Annotated in this window: 16 protein-coding genes; 9 read left to right on the forward strand and 7 right to left on the reverse strand. The window is 47.4% G+C overall.

Annotated elements, in window-relative coordinates:
* Positions 1-26: 26 nt before the first annotated feature.
* The 4 genes from pgi (at position 27) to map (ending at position 3679) form a co-directional block, all read left to right on the forward strand.
* Positions 27-1676 (forward strand): glucose-6-phosphate isomerase, encoded by a 1650-nt coding sequence (gene pgi / locus F458_RS0109985; RefSeq protein WP_018983275.1) that lies wholly within the window; start codon positions 27-29, stop codon positions 1674-1676.
* A 203-nt stretch (positions 1677-1879) separates the two neighbouring features.
* Positions 1880-2056 carry a DUF3545 family protein gene (locus tag F458_RS20455; protein ID WP_018983276.1) on the forward strand — a complete coding sequence of 59 codons (177 nt, stop codon included), beginning with the start codon at positions 1880-1882 and terminating at the stop codon, positions 2054-2056.
* 614 nt (positions 2057-2670) lie between these two features.
* A complete protein-coding gene (locus F458_RS0109995; protein WP_018983277.1) occupies positions 2671-2883 on the forward strand; it encodes a ParD-like family protein in 213 nt (70 codons plus the stop codon).
* Complete coding sequence (gene map / locus F458_RS0110000) at positions 2870-3679, forward strand: type I methionyl aminopeptidase (protein WP_026294611.1); 810 nt, start codon at positions 2870-2872, stop codon at positions 3677-3679. The genes F458_RS0109995 and map overlap by 14 nt, the downstream gene beginning before the upstream one ends.
* Before the next feature lie 69 nt (positions 3680-3748).
* Here map and ung read toward each other — a convergent pair whose 3' ends face one another.
* From ung to thrA, 4 genes are read right to left on the reverse strand one after another with little or no spacing between them, the layout of a single operon-like run.
* Positions 3749-4405 carry a uracil-DNA glycosylase gene (ung, locus tag F458_RS0110005; protein ID WP_018983279.1) on the reverse strand — a complete coding sequence of 219 codons (657 nt, stop codon included), beginning with the start codon at positions 4403-4405 and terminating at the stop codon, positions 3749-3751.
* Complete coding sequence (thrC, locus tag F458_RS0110010; protein ID WP_018983280.1) at positions 4402-5694, reverse strand: threonine synthase; 1293 nt, start codon at positions 5692-5694, stop codon at positions 4402-4404. The genes ung and thrC overlap by 4 nt, the downstream gene beginning before the upstream one ends.
* A 7-nt stretch (positions 5695-5701) precedes the next feature.
* On the reverse strand, positions 5702-6664 hold the full coding sequence (thrB, locus tag F458_RS0110015; RefSeq protein ID WP_018983281.1) for a homoserine kinase: 963 nt from the start codon (positions 6662-6664) through the stop codon (positions 5702-5704).
* 10 nt (positions 6665-6674) lie between these two features.
* Positions 6675-9140 (reverse strand): bifunctional aspartate kinase/homoserine dehydrogenase I, encoded by a 2466-nt coding sequence (gene thrA, locus F458_RS0110020; protein WP_018983282.1) that lies wholly within the window; start codon positions 9138-9140, stop codon positions 6675-6677.
* Positions 9141-9659: 519 nt separating this feature from the next.
* Between thrA and F458_RS0110030 the strand changes: the two genes are divergently transcribed.
* A complete protein-coding gene (locus F458_RS0110030; protein ID WP_018983284.1) occupies positions 9660-10340 on the forward strand; it encodes an SDR family oxidoreductase in 681 nt (226 codons plus the stop codon).
* Here F458_RS0110030 and F458_RS0110035 read toward each other — a convergent pair.
* On the reverse strand, positions 10337-10702 hold the full coding sequence (locus F458_RS0110035) for a response regulator (protein ID WP_018983285.1): 366 nt from the start codon (positions 10700-10702) through the stop codon (positions 10337-10339). The genes F458_RS0110030 and F458_RS0110035 overlap by 4 nt on opposite strands.
* Positions 10703-10855: 153 nt before the next feature.
* On the opposite strand from F458_RS0110035, the gene aceK reads away from it, so the two are divergent.
* From aceK to F458_RS19365, 3 genes are all read left to right on the forward strand, one after another.
* Positions 10856-12586, forward strand: coding sequence for a bifunctional isocitrate dehydrogenase kinase/phosphatase (gene aceK / locus F458_RS0110040; protein ID WP_018983286.1), 1731 nt, complete (start codon positions 10856-10858; stop codon positions 12584-12586).
* A gap of 105 nt (positions 12587-12691) precedes the next feature.
* A complete protein-coding gene (locus tag F458_RS0110045) occupies positions 12692-13366 on the forward strand; it encodes a response regulator transcription factor (RefSeq protein WP_018983287.1) in 675 nt (224 codons plus the stop codon).
* A complete protein-coding gene (locus F458_RS19365) occupies positions 13363-14766 on the forward strand; it encodes a sensor histidine kinase (protein WP_018983288.1) in 1404 nt (467 codons plus the stop codon). The genes F458_RS0110045 and F458_RS19365 overlap by 4 nt, the downstream gene beginning before the upstream one ends.
* On the opposite strand, the gene F458_RS0110055 is transcribed toward F458_RS19365, so the two are convergent.
* Together F458_RS0110055 and F458_RS0110060 are read right to left on the reverse strand one after the other, a co-directional pair.
* Positions 14747-15286, reverse strand: coding sequence for a DUF3833 domain-containing protein (locus F458_RS0110055; RefSeq protein ID WP_018983289.1), 540 nt, complete (start codon positions 15284-15286; stop codon positions 14747-14749). The two genes, F458_RS19365 and F458_RS0110055, sit on opposite strands and share 20 nt — an antisense overlap.
* The gene (locus tag F458_RS0110060) at positions 15283-15771 is read right to left on the reverse strand and encodes a chalcone isomerase family protein (protein ID WP_156824218.1); all 489 of its coding nucleotides are present in this window, start codon (positions 15769-15771) and stop codon (positions 15283-15285) included. The genes F458_RS0110055 and F458_RS0110060 overlap by 4 nt, the downstream gene beginning before the upstream one ends.
* Positions 15772-15882: 111 nt before the next feature.
* Between F458_RS0110060 and F458_RS0110065 the strand changes: the two genes are divergently transcribed.
* Positions 15883-16794: a 1-aminocyclopropane-1-carboxylate deaminase/D-cysteine desulfhydrase gene (locus F458_RS0110065; protein ID WP_018983291.1), complete on the forward strand. Its 912-nt coding sequence runs from the start codon at positions 15883-15885 to the stop codon at positions 16792-16794.
* Positions 16795-16821 lie beyond the last annotated feature (27 nt).

The raw sequence follows: 16821 nt of genomic DNA on the forward strand, positions 1-16821 counted from the left end.
GAAACTTTTACAATTAGGATTTGCTAATGAGTTCTCTTATCAACCAACCTGAATGGCAACATCTTTCAACGCTGGCGAAGTCAGTCAAAGACAAGCATATGCGAGACTGGTTCGCGGCCGAACCAAATCGCGCCGAGAAGATGCAGGCCAGTGGCTGTGGTATTTTTCTGGATTATTCTAAAAACCGCGTGAATGATGACATTATGCAAGGGTTGATGGCACTGGCCAACGCCCAGGGGCTGGAAAAATTGCGTGATAATATGTTTAGCGGCAAGCAAATAAACCAGACTGAAGGCAGAGCGGTTTTGCATACAGCGTTGCGTAATTTGTCCGACAAACCGGTTTACGTTGATAATGAAGATGTGATGCCAGAGATTCGTCAAACGCTGAAAAAAATGCGCACATTTACCGAGTCGGTCCACAGTGGCGAACACACCGGATATACCGGCAAGGCTATTAAACATGTCGTTGCAATAGGCATCGGCGGCTCATTCCTCGGCCCTAAAATTATGACCGAAGCACTTAAGCCTTATCAGCATGATGCGGTGGACGTGCACTTTGTGGCAAATGTAGATGGTTGTCATATTAACGATGTCCTGTCCAGGGTGGACCATGAAGAAACCTTGATAGTAATGTCTTCAAAATCATTTTCCACCCAGGAGACATTACAAAATACCCAGTCGGCTAAGACCTGGTTTTTACGTTGCGGAGGCGCGCAGAAAGACATTGCCAGCCATTTTGTAGCAGTCTCTTCCAACGTTGAGGCAGCCACCGAGTTTGGTATTGCCCGTGAAAACATTTTCCCTATGTGGGACTGGGTTGGCGGTCGTTATTCTTTATGGTCTGCGATCGGACTACCAATATGCCTGTCACTGGGCTTTGAGCACTTTCAAAGCTTGCTTGAAGGCGCCTACGATATGGATAAGCATTTCTGTGAAACGCCTTTGGAGAAAAATCTGCCGGTTATTATGGGCATGCTGGGTATCTGGTACCGCAACTTTTTTGATGCGCAGTCACACGTATTGTTGCCCTATTATCACTATCTTCGCGGTCTACCAGCGTATGTGCAGCAGCTGGACATGGAAAGTAACGGCAAGCAGGTCACGCAATCCGGAGAGGTTGTAGACTATCAGACTGGTCCCATCATCTGGGGAAGTGAAGGAACCAATGGTCAGCACAGCTTTCATCAGCTTATACACCAGGGCACCTCGCTGATCCCGGCTGATTTTATGTTACCTCTGAATGTACCTGAGCAGAATGACACCCACCATGCTATGTTAGCGTCCAACTGCTTTGGCCAGGCACAAGCGCTGATGCAGGGTAAGACGTACGATGAATGCTACGCAGATCTTGCTGACGCCGATCTGGATGAGGCGACACGCAAAAACATCGCTCAGCATAAAACTATGCCTGGTAATAAGCCAAGTAACACATTGCTGTTTGAGGCACTTACGCCACAAACACTTGGCTCGCTCATTGCTCTGTATGAACACAAAGTGTTCGTTCAGGGTGCCATCTGGCAGGTCAATTCATTTGACCAATGGGGTGTAGAGTTAGGAAAAGCACTTGGTAATCAAGTGCTTGATGGCATTGTAGGTGATGCGGACGAAGCGAATTTTGATGGCTCAACTCGCCAGCTTATTGCTCACTTTCAGCGCGCCAATGCACAAAAATAGCGCATAGTAGCTGCACTACCGGGGCGATAAATCAGATCGCCCCACCTTCCTTTTATGAACACTGTCACGAAAACGTCACGCTTTGTTAATAATTAGTTAACCTTTTTATTTTAATTTGTTCAAAGCTGTGGTACAAAAATAGTCAGAGGAATAGATAGATTCGCTCTGTCACTGTAGTTAGTGGTAATTAAAAGGAGATCCTCGTGGATAAGTCAGATCTGTTTTCCATGCTAGATATCGAAACAACACCCGCAAAAACAAAAAGTAAAAAGCGCAAGTGGAGAGAAATTGAAGCCTTACAGGATAGATACAGACTGGAAAAAGAACTTGCAGAAATAGACGCAGGTTTTGAGTACGAATTAGAAACCATGCAGAGATAGCTTAGAAAACGGCCATTTGATATCAAGTGGCCGTTTTTGTTTCTGCTGTTCGATGGTATCTACAAGCGGTCTCGATCGATTAATGCTCGCTAAATCGTTGCTGATAAATTGGATAAGCTCAGACGTCAGCTCACAGTCTGTTTAATACTATTTTTCAGCCCGTCACCGTCGCGGAGGCTGGGACCTTTTGCGCACCAGACGCAGTTGCATTAAACGCTACCGTCATCCCGGCGAAGGCGAGGATCTCTTGCGCACCGGACGCAGTAGCTTTTATTGAACTTCCCACGTTCGGTTGTCGCTCGTAAATTTACCTGTCTTCTAATTTTTCAGACAGCAACTTTGTACCCTGAATTCAAGATCTGAAAAATATCCGGTGGACCTGCTTTCTCCGATAGAAATTACAACGCTTAAACTGGCATTTATCGCAGATATATCGTTTTGACTGCCCTTTTCGCAATCCATTGCCAGTTGGTTTCAACAATAATTTAGTTATTTTTCATAGCATAGTGAGGCAGATACAGGGCTATTATGCTTAACGTTCACCTAAGCCCTGTGCATAAAAGCGACTTAGCTATACACTATGCTATATATTGTAGTAAAACGTATAAACATAAATGGGTATAGTAAAAATTTCTGATGCCTTGCACAAGGAAGTCCGCAAGACCAGCGCGGTCATGGAACGTTCGATTAACAGTCAGGCTGAATTTTGGCTAAAAATTGGCCGGATTGCTGAGCAAAACCCTACACTGACCTACGAGCAAATTATTGACAGAGAAATGCGTTCACAAAAGGTGCAGTCGGTCAGACTGGATAATGATGAAGATTAATATCAAAAGCACGGCGGAAACTGCACTCATGCGTGAGTCGGGAAGGTTGCTGTCCCACGTGTTTAGTCAATTAGACAATTTTGTTGAGGCTGGGGTCTCGACGCTTGCCATCAATGACTTTGTTGAGAGATATATCGTTGACACACTTCATGCGAGGCCTGCCAGCAAAGGCCAGTACGGCTACAAATTTGTACTTAATTCTTCAGTTAACGAAGTGATCTGTCATGGCGTTCCCTCACCCGCCAGAAAGCTAAAAAATGGTGATATTGTCAATATTGATATCACGCTGGAAAAGAACGGTTATATTGCCGATAGCAGCAAAATGTACGCTGTTGGTGAGATATCGCCGTTAGCCAGAAAGCTACTTGAAGCCTCTTATACTGCAATGTGGAAAGGGATCCAATGTGTCAGACCGGGTGCCAAAACCGGTGATATTGGGCACGCCATTCAACAGTATGCTGAGTCGAACGGGTTTAGCGTGGTGAGAGATTACTGCGGCCATGGTATTGGCACCCAAATGCACGAGGAGCCCCAGATCCTTCATATTGGCCGACCTAATACAGGTGTTACGCTAAAAGAGGGCATGACGTTTACCATAGAACCTATGATCAACCAGGGTACACACAAAACCAAAGTGAAGAAAGATGGCTGGACGGTGATAACCAGGGACAAAAAGTTATCAGCGCAATGGGAGCATACAGTGCTGGTGACAAATGATGGTGTTGAAATACTGACATTGCGCGATGAAGAAACCCGCAATGGTCAGCAGCGGGTATTACGCACGAACGCTGATTAAAACGCATCGTAAAAGAAGGGGTTATAGCACGCAGATTGCATAGTTTGCCCCCGGGTAATTATCTTCAGTTTAAACCTGCCAATTTATGGCTGACTTCCCCTGGGCTTGTAAAAGCGCGTTTGTCTGACTGAAATGGCTGCAGCCAAAAAAGCCTCGGTGGGCGGAAAGCGGTGAGGGATGAGGCGCAGTTAGAATATGGTGTTTGCCAGAATCAATTTTCTGTCCTTTTTTCTGGGCATGACTGCCCCACAACAGAAACACTACCCCGTCGCGATGCGTGTTCACGGTATCTATAATAGCGTCAGTGAGGGTTTCCCAGCCCCATTTTGCATGACTGTGTGCTTTACCCTGCTCCACTGTCAAAACCGTATTCAGCAATAAGACACCTTGCTCAGCCCACCGGGACAAATGTCCGTGTGATGGAATTGAAAAGCCATCAATGTCCTCCACCAGCTCTTTATAGATGTTAACCAGTGACGGGGGTGTTTTCACACCAAGCTGCACAGAAAAACACAGACCATGAGCCTGATTGGGCCCGTGATAAGGGTCCTGCCCGAGAATCACAACATTCACATTTCCAAGCGGGGTGAGCTTTAGCGCATTGAATACATCAGCCGAAGCCGGGTAAATTGTTTTCCCGGCCAGTCGTTCTGATTTAACACGGTCCATCAATTCCTGAAAATAGGCTTTTTCCTTTTCAGGTCCTAATACATCATGCCAATTCACGCATTCCCCTTTAGTGTATCGAAGATGTGTTTCTTAAGGGTCTCGTAATCAGCTGATAATTTTACAGCCAGACTGTCCTCGCCAGCGACATCCGCCAGGGCCTTGGGCAGACTGATTGGTTGCCCTAATGCATTTTCCACTGTCTCCCTAAACTTTGCCGGGTGCGCGGTACCTAAAAACAAGCCTTTTTCACCAGACTCCATGCCATGAGTCAGAGAGCGGTAAGCGATGGCCGCATGAGGTTCGCTGGTGTAGCCTGCCTGGGCAAGTTGTCGCAGCGCCAGATGTGTATACTGCTCATCCACCGACTCGCCTTTAAGTAACGCTTTGTCAGTGTAACCGCGCTCAATCATCCCCTCAATACGCGGCCAGTTATTGGGCTGACTCACATCCATGGCATTGGACATTGTTGCGACGGTTTTTTTAGGGTCCCACTCACCGGTTTTCAAATAACGTGGGACGGTATCATTGAGATTTGTTGCTGCAATAAAACGCTTTACCGGCAGGCCCATCGCTTGCGCTATCAGCCCGGCAGTGAGGTTGCCAAAGTTACCACTTGGTACCGAGATTACCAGATTGTCTCGTTCCGCTTCCGGGATCTGGCTGACAGCTTCGAAGTAGTAACAGACCTGGGCCAGCAAACGGCTTATATTTATAGAATTTGCCGAATTAAGATGTAATTCCTCGCGCATTTGCTGATCATCAAACGCTTTTTTCACCAAGGCCTGACAATCGTCAAAATCACCGTCGATGGCGACCGTGTGAATATTGCCATCAAGAGTAGAGAACAGTTTCTCCTGTAGGGGGCTGATTTTACCGTCTGGAAACAGGATCACGACGTTGATATTCTCTATTCCATGGAAGGCATGCGCCACGGCAGCTCCGGTGTCGCCCGATGTTGCCGTCAATATAGTAACCGGCTTACCATCCAGAATACGAGACAGGCATTGCGCCATGAAACGACCACCAAAATCTTTAAATGCCAGGGTCGGTCCGTGAAAAAGCTCCAGTGTATAAATATCGTCGGTAATCTTTTCCACTGGCGCCGGGAAGGTAAAGGCTTCTTTTACAACATCATCGAGCACACCCTCTCCTAACTCATCACCAATAAGCGCATGCAGAACTTCCACACTGCGCTCCACAAAGGGCTTTTCAAGCAACTGGTCCATGTTTGCCAGTTTGGGAATGGCGGTAGGAAAATAAAGCCCCTGATTTTTTCCCAGCCCCCGGACTATCGCCTGGGAAAATGACGCTGTATCGCTGGATTCTTTTAAGTTAACTAATTCCACTTTTTTATTACCCTTGCTGTTCCAGTGCACCTGTTTGAGGTATTCGACATACGTGGCTAAAGCCGTCTTCGTTTTGTTTATAGTGCTGATCAAGCCATTGCGTGAGAGTTTGAGCCGTGGTTTTATCGGCACACGCAGCAAATACAGTGGGTCCGGACCCGGATATCCCGAATGCCAGCGCGCCGTTATTCATACAATATGCTCTGGCTTCATCAAAACCAGGCAACAGCTGTTTTCTATATGGTTCAGCAATAACATCCTGCATTACACTGGCCGCCATTAGCCGATCCCCGGTATGCAGCGCATTAACAAATACGCCGAGCTGACGACCAAATTCCAGTGCGGTGGGCACCGCTACCTGCCTGGGTAGAATGTCTCTGGCAGCCGATGTTGATACCGTAATTCCGGAATAGCATATGGCCCAGTACCAGTCGTCAAAGATTGGCAGCGATACCGCTGCTGGCACTCGCTTACCCGTCATCAGTGTCATGCCGCCCAGATAACAAGGCGCCACATTATCATAGTGAATACTGCCGCTGATTTGCCCTTCCATCTCCCCCATCATCAATAGCATTGCATTATTATCAAATGGCTGGCCAAAGTGCTTATTCAGCGCGGTCAAAGCAGCAACAATTGATGAGGCACTGGAGCCAAGCCCGCTGCCAATAGGGAGGTTTTTATGCAGTATCATCGCCACCGGATGTGTACGGCGACCATACTTCACACAAGCCTCGATGAAATGTTCGTAGCAATGCGTGACAATATTCTGATTAACATTATCCGGTAGCTTGTGCGCAAACGGGCCGACCACGGTCAGACTGAATGTATCCGCAGACTCAACGCTGACTTCGTCGCCAAGCCGGGTGCCGTCCTCTGGTGCCAGGGCTGCGCCCAGCACATCATACCCCAGGCTTACGTTGCCTATAGAGGCCGGCGCAAAAGCGATACTTTGTGTGTTTACTTGTTTCATCCGTCCACCTTCAGCCGTTCACCTGTTTCCAGGGCATGGTACGTAATATATCCGCAAACACACCGGCTGCTGTCACCGTGCCGCCGGCGCCGTATCCGCGAATGACATAAGGAATAGGCTGGTAATAATCGCTACTAATCGCAAGCGCGTTTTCTCCGTCTTTCACCGCCGCCAGCGGATGACTTTGATCAACAGCCTGAATGCTCACTTTGCACTGGTTCTGTTCGATAGTACCAATGTAACGCAGAACTTTATCTTCTGCTTTTGCCTGCTGAACCTTTTTATCAAATTCCGCGTCGATTTGTGGCAACTGCTCAATAAACTCATCCACACTACACGATTCACCAAAACCAGCCGGCAACACAGACTCAATCTGAATATCCGACAACTCAAGCTCAAGATCAGCCTCGCGCGCCATAATAAGTAACTTTCTTGCCACGTCCATACCGCTGAGATCATCTCTGGGATCGGGCTCTGTATAACCATTTTGCTTGGCGGTTCTGGTTGCTTCAGACAATGTCATGCCTTCTTCCAGCTTACCGAAAACATAAGATAAACTACCTGAAAGTATACCTTCAAATCGATGTAACACATCCCCCGCGCTAAACAGCTTCTGCAAATTGTCAATTACCGGAAGCCCTGCTCCGACTGTGGTTTCATAAAGATACTGGCGATTGGTTTTTAACGCCGTATTACGCAGTTGCCGGTAATAACTCAGTGTATCGGTATTGGCTTTTTTGTTCGGGGTAACAACGTGAAACCCCTGCTCCATCATATCAATATACTGGTTGGCAATTCCGGCATGGCTGGTGCAATCGACAATGACCGGGTTAACCAGGCTGTTGGCATTCACAAACGCCCGCAGGTTATCAATACTGAATGCATCTGTAGCATTGTTCAGCGCCTCTTGCCAGTTACCGGCAATATCAACCCCATTGGTATCGAGCAGCAACTTGCGGCTGTTAGCTATGCCATATACCCGAAGCTGAATATTCCGATCCAGAAGTGCTGGCTGTTGGCGGGCAATCTGGTTGAGAAGTTCGGTACCAACATTACCGCAGCCTACTAGGAAAACATCGATATTGTGTCGATTGGAAAAAAAGTTCTGATGGATAACCCGCACGGCTTTACGCGCTTTACCAGCTTCAACAACGGTAGAAATGGAGCGCTCTGAAGACCCCTGTGCAATGGCCACGTTGTTGACTCTGGCCTGCGCCAATGCTGTAAAGAATCTTGCTGCCAGTCCTTTGGTGTGGCGCATCCCGTCACCCACCAGCGTGACAATCGCCAGATTACGCCGGGCTTCGATGGGATCCAGCAATTGGTTTTGCAATTCGAGGGCAAACGCATCTTCCAGTAAGGCCTGTGCTTTATCTGTGTCTTTGTGAGCAATACAGAAACTGATGCTGTATTCAGAGCTCGATTGGGTGATAAGGCTGATGGAGATGTTCGCGTTGGACATGACCTCAAATACCCGACTGGCCATTCCCACCATTCCTTTAAGTCCAGGTCCGGCGATATTAAACATGGTAATTTCATCCAGCAGCGATATGCCTTTTACTGAAGTCCAAATCTCACTGGCTTCATTGGATATAAGCGTGCCGGGAGCTGAAGGGTTTAAAGTATTTCGAATACGACAGGGAATATGGTGCTGAGCGATGGGACCAATGGTTTTTGGATGAAGTACTTTAGCGCCAAAGTAAGATAATTCCATCGCCTCCTGGTAGGTGAGCTTATCCAGAAGGACCGCCCCCTCTACCTGGTTGGGGTCTGCGTTATAAACGCCGTCGACATCTGTCCAGATCTCACAGGTTTGCGCATCAATACACGCAGCCAGTATGGCGGCAGAGTAATCCGAACCGTTTCTGCCTAATGTAACTTTATGACCTTCTTCGTTTACTGCAACAAACCCCGGCATGACCAACAGCACACTGCCATCACTTTTAACGTCAGAAAATTTGGCTTTGCTTACTGCCATATCGGCAATACTGTCGAGATAATCGCCCTGCGCCTGAATATAATCAACCGGATCTAACACCTGGTTATGAATACCCCGGGCACTGAGAATCGCACCGAACAAGGTCACGCTGATATACTCGCCGATACTCAGGATCCCGGCGGAGACAGACTCTGGTACGCATTCCAGTAACCGAATACCGTCCAACTGCTTTTTGAGCAAAGTGAGTTGACCATTAATAAATGCAACAACATTTTCATAATCAAAGTTGGGCAATTGCGCATTCAAATCTGCGGCAATATCACTTACCAGTGCTGTCAGTTTGTCGAACAATGGCAAAAAATCGTCGTTTGCCGCGGCCTGTTCACATAGTAACGCCAGCGCATTGGTCACCCCTTTGGGGGCAGACAGAACAACCGCAGCGCCATCGGTTTGGTGCGTATCAACACTAATATCGGTTACCCGTAAATAACGCTGCGCATCAGCCAGGGATGAACCACCAAACTTTAACACTTTCATCTGTTGCTCCTTATTGAATCGCCTTCACTTTTTAATCGAAATAACTTTCAGGTAAAAAAAAACCCGCTCTCCTGGAGGGCGGGTTTTTGGTATTCGTGACTTTCATCCACTAACCAGCAACCGCCCTCTGTGAGGTGGTAATAATCATCATGCCGGTGGTGCGAATCATTGTTTTCATGCATCCAATTTGCCGTATAGACGTCTATCTGTCAACCAACTATCCGTCGAAAAGTTGTAAATAATTCAGCGCACCAGCTATGCGGCATGCTAGCTGCTCATCGGGCCAGTTAAAACAGAGAGTTCAATCAGCTTGAACCAAAGAGCAACCCAAGCCAAGCACAGACGAAATACCTGTCGTCTTAGCCTGTTCCCGCCAACGGGATTATTTCCGGGCAACGTTAGAAGTATCCAGCCATTAAAATACCTGCGTGCCGTATCAAAACATCTGCGTGTTACATTAAAAACTGATCCGTCTGTCGTGCTGGTGCGAAAGTGATTATATTGTTGACGGAGGACATTATGTCAAAAAGTAAAATTGTACTAATTACCGGCGCGTCCAGCGGCATTGGAAAATCCACGGCCCAGCACTTGGTTAAAGCTGGCCATAAAGTCGCGCTGACCGCGCGTAGCGAAGACAAACTTAATGATCTTGTTGCTGAACTGGGTGAGGATAACGCGGTGGCTTTTGCCGCTGACGCCACGTCTTTTGAAGCGCAAAAAGAAGTGGTCGAAAAAACAGTCGCACATTTCGGACGCCTCGATGTAGCGTTTGCCAATGCAGGAATTGGTCTCAACGCTGCTGGCACGGAAAACGGCGATCCTCAGGAGTGGGATAAATTAATTGATATCAATGTGAAAGCACTGTTATGGACAGCCAAGCTGACGCTGCCCCATTTGCGGGAAACAGAAGGTCATTTCATTATGACAGCCTCTGCAGCTGGCAGACGTGCAATCAAAGGATCGGTATATGGTGCGAGCAAGTGGTTCGCGTATGGTTTTGGTAATAATCTGGCGGAAGAAATGAAAGAGTGGAATGGACGTTGTACTACAATTTGCCCGGGTGTGGTGAATACGCCTTTCTTTGATGAATCCAAAGACGACAAACTACAGCCTGAAGATGTAGCCGAAGCGGTTGTTTTTGCCGTTGATGCGCATCAGCGCAATAGCGTAAGAGAAATCTACCTGATGCCAACTAACTAATATAATCCATAGCTGGTCAGTATGTGACAAACCCGTTTGGCGCATACTGGCTTGTTCAAAAAGCCCAGTGTATTGAATTTTTTAACTGCCTGTTTACGCTGCGGTTGAATATCACCGGATACAACAAGGACGAATACCTCGTACCGACGGGCCCGAATTTCATCCAGCACCGTGATACCATCGCACTCAGGCATGGTAAGATCCAGTAAAAGTAAATCAAAATGTTCGGACGCCAGGTGTGCCAGCGCGTCACGTCCATTTTCAGCCTGTTGCACGCTACCCTGCAGCGCCGCTGGCAAACAGCGTATGGCCATCTTTCGCGCCACCGCCGAATCATCACACACCATCACTTTAAAATTCACTATGTACCCTGTTCACTTTCCGTGTGCTATAACACTGATATTATAAAGACAAAATGTGTTTGTTAAGTTACCCAAGCTTAGCCAAAAAGCAAACAAATTTACGTCCTAGCGGACGTGACAATTTAACCTCTGCATTGTAAAAGAGTATCGCTCATGCTTCCGGCCGATCATCAATCCGCTCAAAAAATCGCATTTCGCATCATTCAGCATTTTGATAAAAGTTATCGTTGGTTTTCCCGCATTACCCGAGGCGCGCAGGAACGGTTTGAGAAAGGGTTATGGCAAGAGACTGTCAGTGCGTCGAAAGAGCGCATTAATGTTTATGAGCAGAGTTTGTCAGATGCAGTAGCCGATATTTATCACGACCTTTCGGTACATCAGCAAAATGATGCGTTCTGGCATACCATGAAACAGGCCTACTTTTCACTCCTGGAAGGCCACCCTCAATTCGAGCTTGCCGAAACCTTCTATAACTCAGTCATAGGACGCATCTTCCAGCATCGAAAAATTGATAACAGTGTGATGTTTATGCTGCCCAGTCGGTGCTATCTACCGGGTCGGGATAAAGAAAAAGTCATCAACTTTTTTGACCCACGCACTACTGTAGCAAAAATGTACGATGCCATTTTTCACGTTTATCGCTTTAACATTCCGTTTGAGGATAAACAGCGTGATATGCAAAACTTAGAAATCGCACTGCGAAAGCGACTCAGTCCGTCTCAACTGGCCAGCGTAACCGCCGTGGAGATGCTAAAGCCAGTGTTCTATCGGTCTAAAGCGGCATATGTTGTTGGGCGAATTTGCATGCCCGACGAAACGCTGCCTTTTGTTATCGCTTTACAAACCAACGCCGAGCAGGCGCTGTTTGTGGATGCGCTGCTTACCGACCGAAAAGACCTGAGCATTATTTTTGGATTTGCCCGCAGCTACTTTATGGCGGATACGCTGTATCCGGCTGAGGTTGCGGCGTTTCTTCAGCAACTGCTGCCGCATAAAAAACACTTTGAGCTGTATATGGCGCTGGGCCACTTCAAACACGGAAAAACAGTGTTTTATCGCAACTTTTTACATCACCTAGAGCAATCAGATGACCAGTTTGAGACTGCTCCAGGCACCCGTGGTCTGGTTATGATGGTGTTTCATCTGCCCTCTTACGGCGTCGTATTTAAAATCATTAAAGACGAGTTTGCCGAAAGTAAAAAAATTACCAGAGAACATGTTAAACGCTGCTACAAACTGGTTAAGATGTCAGATCGGGTGGGTCGCATGGCTGACACCCATGAGTATGTCAATTTTCGCTTGCCTTTAGCGCGTATCGCGCCGGCATTGCTTGACGAACTACACAGCACCTGCGCCTCCAGTATTGAGATAACCGATGATGAACTCATCATTAAGCACTTGTACATAGAGCGCAGAATGACGCCCCTCAATCTGTATCTTGAACAGGAAACCGATCCCGCCAGGGTGCGCCATGCCATAGACGAATTAGGTCAGTGTATTAAACAGATCGCCCTGGCGAATATCTTTCCCGGTGATATGCTACACAAAAACTTTGGTATAACGCGCCTGGGCAGGGTAATTTTTTACGATTATGATGAAATCTGCCTGATGCATGAGCGAAACTTCAGAGAGCTGCCGCAAAGCGAGGACCCTTATGCAATCGATACGCTCTCAGTGGCGCCCAACGATGTGTTTCCTGAGCAGTTCGAACATTTTATTGTTGGTAAAAAGTATTTAAAGGAGCTGCTTAAATCATTACATGGCGATTTGATGACCGCCGAATACTGGCGTAAACTTCAACATATAGCCGGTAGTGGCGATGTGCCGAATTTTACACCTTATGCTACAAAGGCGCGCTTACCGCGCGATAATTCGACACCTTAGAACAAACATTTTGGCGGTTAAGTGATCGATCGGGGTGATTTTTGCTGTATCACCAAAGATTGTATTACCTAAATGGATTCTAGGCTCACAGAAGAATGGCGAATCATGAAAGCGTTAATTATAGAAGATGACAGTACAGTAGCCGGGCATGTAAAAAAGGGAATGGAGTCAGCAGGTCACACCTGTGAAGTCGTGGAAAATGGCTCAGATGGTCTGTTGACGGCGTCCAATGATAACTTCGATATTATTATTCTGGATATCATGCTCCCTGGTACAGATGGGATAAGTATCCTCAAATCGCTCAGAGAGCAGGAAAACACCACTCCTGTGCTGCTATTGAGCGCTAAAAGCCAGGTAGAAGACAAGGTTCAGGGTCTGCGTTCAGGCGCTAACGACTATCTTACCAAACCATTTGCAATTGAAGAACTGCTCGCCCGGGTGGAAGGTATTGCAGGGCGTCAGGCAGATACCACAACATCACTTAAGGTTGGCGATCTAACCCTTGATTTGCTTAATCGCAAAGTCACTCGGGGCGACACCGAAATCGACCTGCAGTCTAAAGAATTTCAACTACTGGAATGTCTGATGCGCAATCGCGGTAAAGTCGTAACCCGCAGTATGTTGCTCGAGCACGTCTGGAATTATCATTTTGATCCTCAGACTAACGTGATTGATGTACATATAAGCCGACTGCGCCAGAAAGTGGATAAGACATTTAACGTGCCGTTGATAGAGACAGTCCGTGGCACTGGCTACCGAATCTCGGAAAGCCTGGCGTGATTGCGATTGGCACATTTACCCGAAGCTCCAGCTTTCGGGTAGGTGCCTTGATTACCCTTCTTTCAGGCGCCGCCATGGCGTTCATCATTTATCTGTGGTCGGTGACCAACAAAGATATTCTTATTGATGAGGCTCGCAACGCAGCGTTAGCTCAGTTGTGGGCCTACGATGCTGTTTATGAACGTAGTGGCCAGGCCGCTATGGTAGGGTTGGTAGACGATAATCTTGATAATGAGTTAATGAACTGGATCGCCATTACCGATAAGGATGGCACTTTTTTGGCCGGCAATAGTCGGCCGTTGGCTGACCTGACATTCGACAGTGATGCAGATATTGTCAAAATAAGCTCTCCCTTGACCACTGTCGATGCCCCCGGCTGGGGCAATAAGGCGGTGCTGGTACGCCGTGATACTATCGCTGACGGTATCACGGTAACAGTAGCCCGTGATATTGACGAGCTATACAGTGCGCAACGACTCAGCCGCTCATTAAGCTGGGTATTCATCGCTATTCTCGGTGTTATTTCCGGGCTGAGTTTGGGCGTGGCCTTATATGTGGTTAATCGTATTAATCGTATGTCCGCCACGGCAGATACAATTATGCAAACAGGCAACCTCAACGAACGGCTGGATATAGACAGCAACTGGGACGATTTGAGCAAGCTGGCATTGGTGTTTAACAAAATGCTGGATAAGATTGAATCATCGGTTCAAAACATCAAGTCAGTAACCGACAATATTGCTCACGACCTACGTACTCCTTTATCGCGACTACGCTCGAAGGTAGATGATTTGCCCGACAGCCATTTGAAACAGGCCGCGTTATCGGAAACTGATGTGCTTTTGGGTATGTTCAATGGCCTGCTTCGTATTGCAGATATAGAAAGCAAACGCCAGCGTCAGGGTTTTGAAGAAGTCAGTTTAGGCGATATTGTGCGAGATGTTGTTGATCTGTATGAGCCTTATATTGAGGAAAAGCACATGCGCCTGTCATTTGATATTCAACCGGCAACACTGCGCGGTGATCGAAACCTGTTGTTCCAGGCCTTTGCCAATCTTATTGATAATGCAGTAAAATATGCGGGCGAAAATGCGCAAATCCGCGTTACTGCCAAAGAATCTGAAAGCCGGTATATTGTCAGTATCGATGACTCTGGAGAAGGGTTGGATGTCCACCATTTTGACCGGTTGGACAGACGCTTTTATCGCGCGCAGGAAAGCCGTACATCATCCGGAAACGGGCTGGGGCTCTCGATGGTCAAAGCTGTCGCAGATTTGCACGACGCCAGTATTTTTTATGTTCCAGACCCGCTGATGGCAGGCTCTGGACTCGGCATTACCATGACTTTTGAAAAGCCGTCCGTGGCTGAGATTGGAGAGCCTAGTTCTGGCGCTGCATAAAGATATTCACTTCAGCAATCATAACGCCATATTTTTTAATATAAGACCGGTTCATCAGCGTGTTTTCGTCAAAGGCAAAAAACCAGTCATCAAAGGTAACTGTGTAGGTCGTTCCGCCCACCGGTAAATCCATTTCATATTCAAAATTAAACGCATTTCCGTAGCTGGTGCCACGTGCTACGCCGTTAATATCTCCGGCTCTGCCAATATACGAATTCTGACCATCAGGGGTGATCTTCCAGGTTCGGCTGGACGGGCCTTTGCCAACGCCATAATCGAACTGTTCATCCATGATGAGTGTATCACCTTCCATTCTGCCATTAATGTCAACTTTGAAACGCTGAACCACCTCACCAAAGCGGTCTTGCACAAGCCCCCATGCCTTGACATCACCGGTAAAGAAAGTCTGAATATCCAGTTTTGGAGTAACAGCTTCGTAATCTTCTCCATCCGGGGCGCCAATACATGCGGTTAGCATAAGACTCATTAATAAAACGGTGCCGTAACGCAATATCTTCATTCGCTGCTATCCCCTATCAGTTTATCCCGTAACTCCGGCTCTGAGGTTTTCTCGCCCAACCAGATATTGAAAAAATGCTCGGTGAACGATGCATCAGCAATTTCACCAATTAACTCGTTGTTCAGGAAAAAGCGGGTTGCATTGTCGCTGGTAGCGATACCCGTTATGGAATCTCCATCACTGACGTCCGGAAAAATTTTTTCCATCTCCTGACGCCACTGGTCCAGTACACCTTCGTCGGTAAAGCCCTGCTTCTTTATTTCCTCAATGCTTCGCTCAGCAATTTTCTTACCTTCAAAGTCCCGCAAATATTCAAGGTTCAACGCAAATGAACCGGCCTTGTCCCAGTCGCCATCAGGTGCATACAGGGTGGCGTTATAGACATCCCAGAAATAGTAGGTAAACTTTCCCTCTCCCACTATCTGCGGGTTCTCAAGTTCATTGCTCACAGGAGCGCTGGCAGCGTTGACTGTATGAGTGCACATGATTAATAACGTTATGAGGAGACCGCGCCGCATAGTAAAACCCTTTTTGCTGATGTTATTGTCTTTACCGCGAATAAATTCACTGTGATCATTTATTAAAGAATATTAAACATGACGCCACCAGCACCCACCTCCTCTCAGCTAGAGGAACTTTCCTCCATAATTTTACCCAGTCCGTTGCAGCGCTTTCAGCCGAACTGGCCTGGCGCTGAGGACCTGCATATTTTCATAAAACGTGATGATTTGATTCATCCGATAATATCAGGCAATAAATGGCGTAAATTACACGGTATATTCAGTCAGTTGACTGAGGCCCCTGCTCACATTGTCAGCTTTGGCGGCGGGTTCTCCAACCACCTTCATGCATTGGGGTTTGCCTGCAAGCAGCTGAAAATTCCGTTTACAGCTATCGTTCGCGGCCAGTATCAGCACAACGTTACCCCGATGCTCAATGATTTAAAGCGATGGAGCGCCGATATTGTTTTTGTTACGCGCCAGCAATATGCGCAACGTACTTGCCCGGCTTATCTTGCACAGCTGCAGTATCAGTATCCGGGTGCGCTCATCATTCCTGAAGGGGGTAGTAGTCACGCGGCCACTAATGGTATCGCTACCCTTATCAGCGAGCTTCCACAGAATTTTGACCATATTCTTGTGCCTGTTGCTAGTGGTGCGACGCTGGCCGGGCTGGCCGAGTTCTCGCCGCCAACTCAGCATGTTTGCGGTATTGCCGTATTAAAAGGAGAAGACTACCTTGAGAATCTGGTCGGTAACTTGCTGCCAGCTGCCAAGCCAAACTGGCGTATCGATCATAGGTTTCACTTTGGCGGGTATGCTAAGAAAAACAGTGTGTTGACCGCGTTTTGCGCGCAATTAGCTGATGAATATCAGCTTGCGGTTGAGCCGGTATATTCGGCTAAACTGTTTTTTGCATTAAAAGAAAAAATAGCAATGGGTGAATTTGCCCGGGGTAGCGCAATACTCGCCATACACACTGGGGGATTGCAGGGTGCCCGAAATTGATCTTGCTTACCACCTGATTCGTTCTAA

The organism is Salinimonas chungwhensis DSM 16280, from assembly GCF_000378185.1.
GTDB lineage: Bacteria > Pseudomonadota > Gammaproteobacteria > Enterobacterales > Alteromonadaceae > Alteromonas > Alteromonas chungwhensis.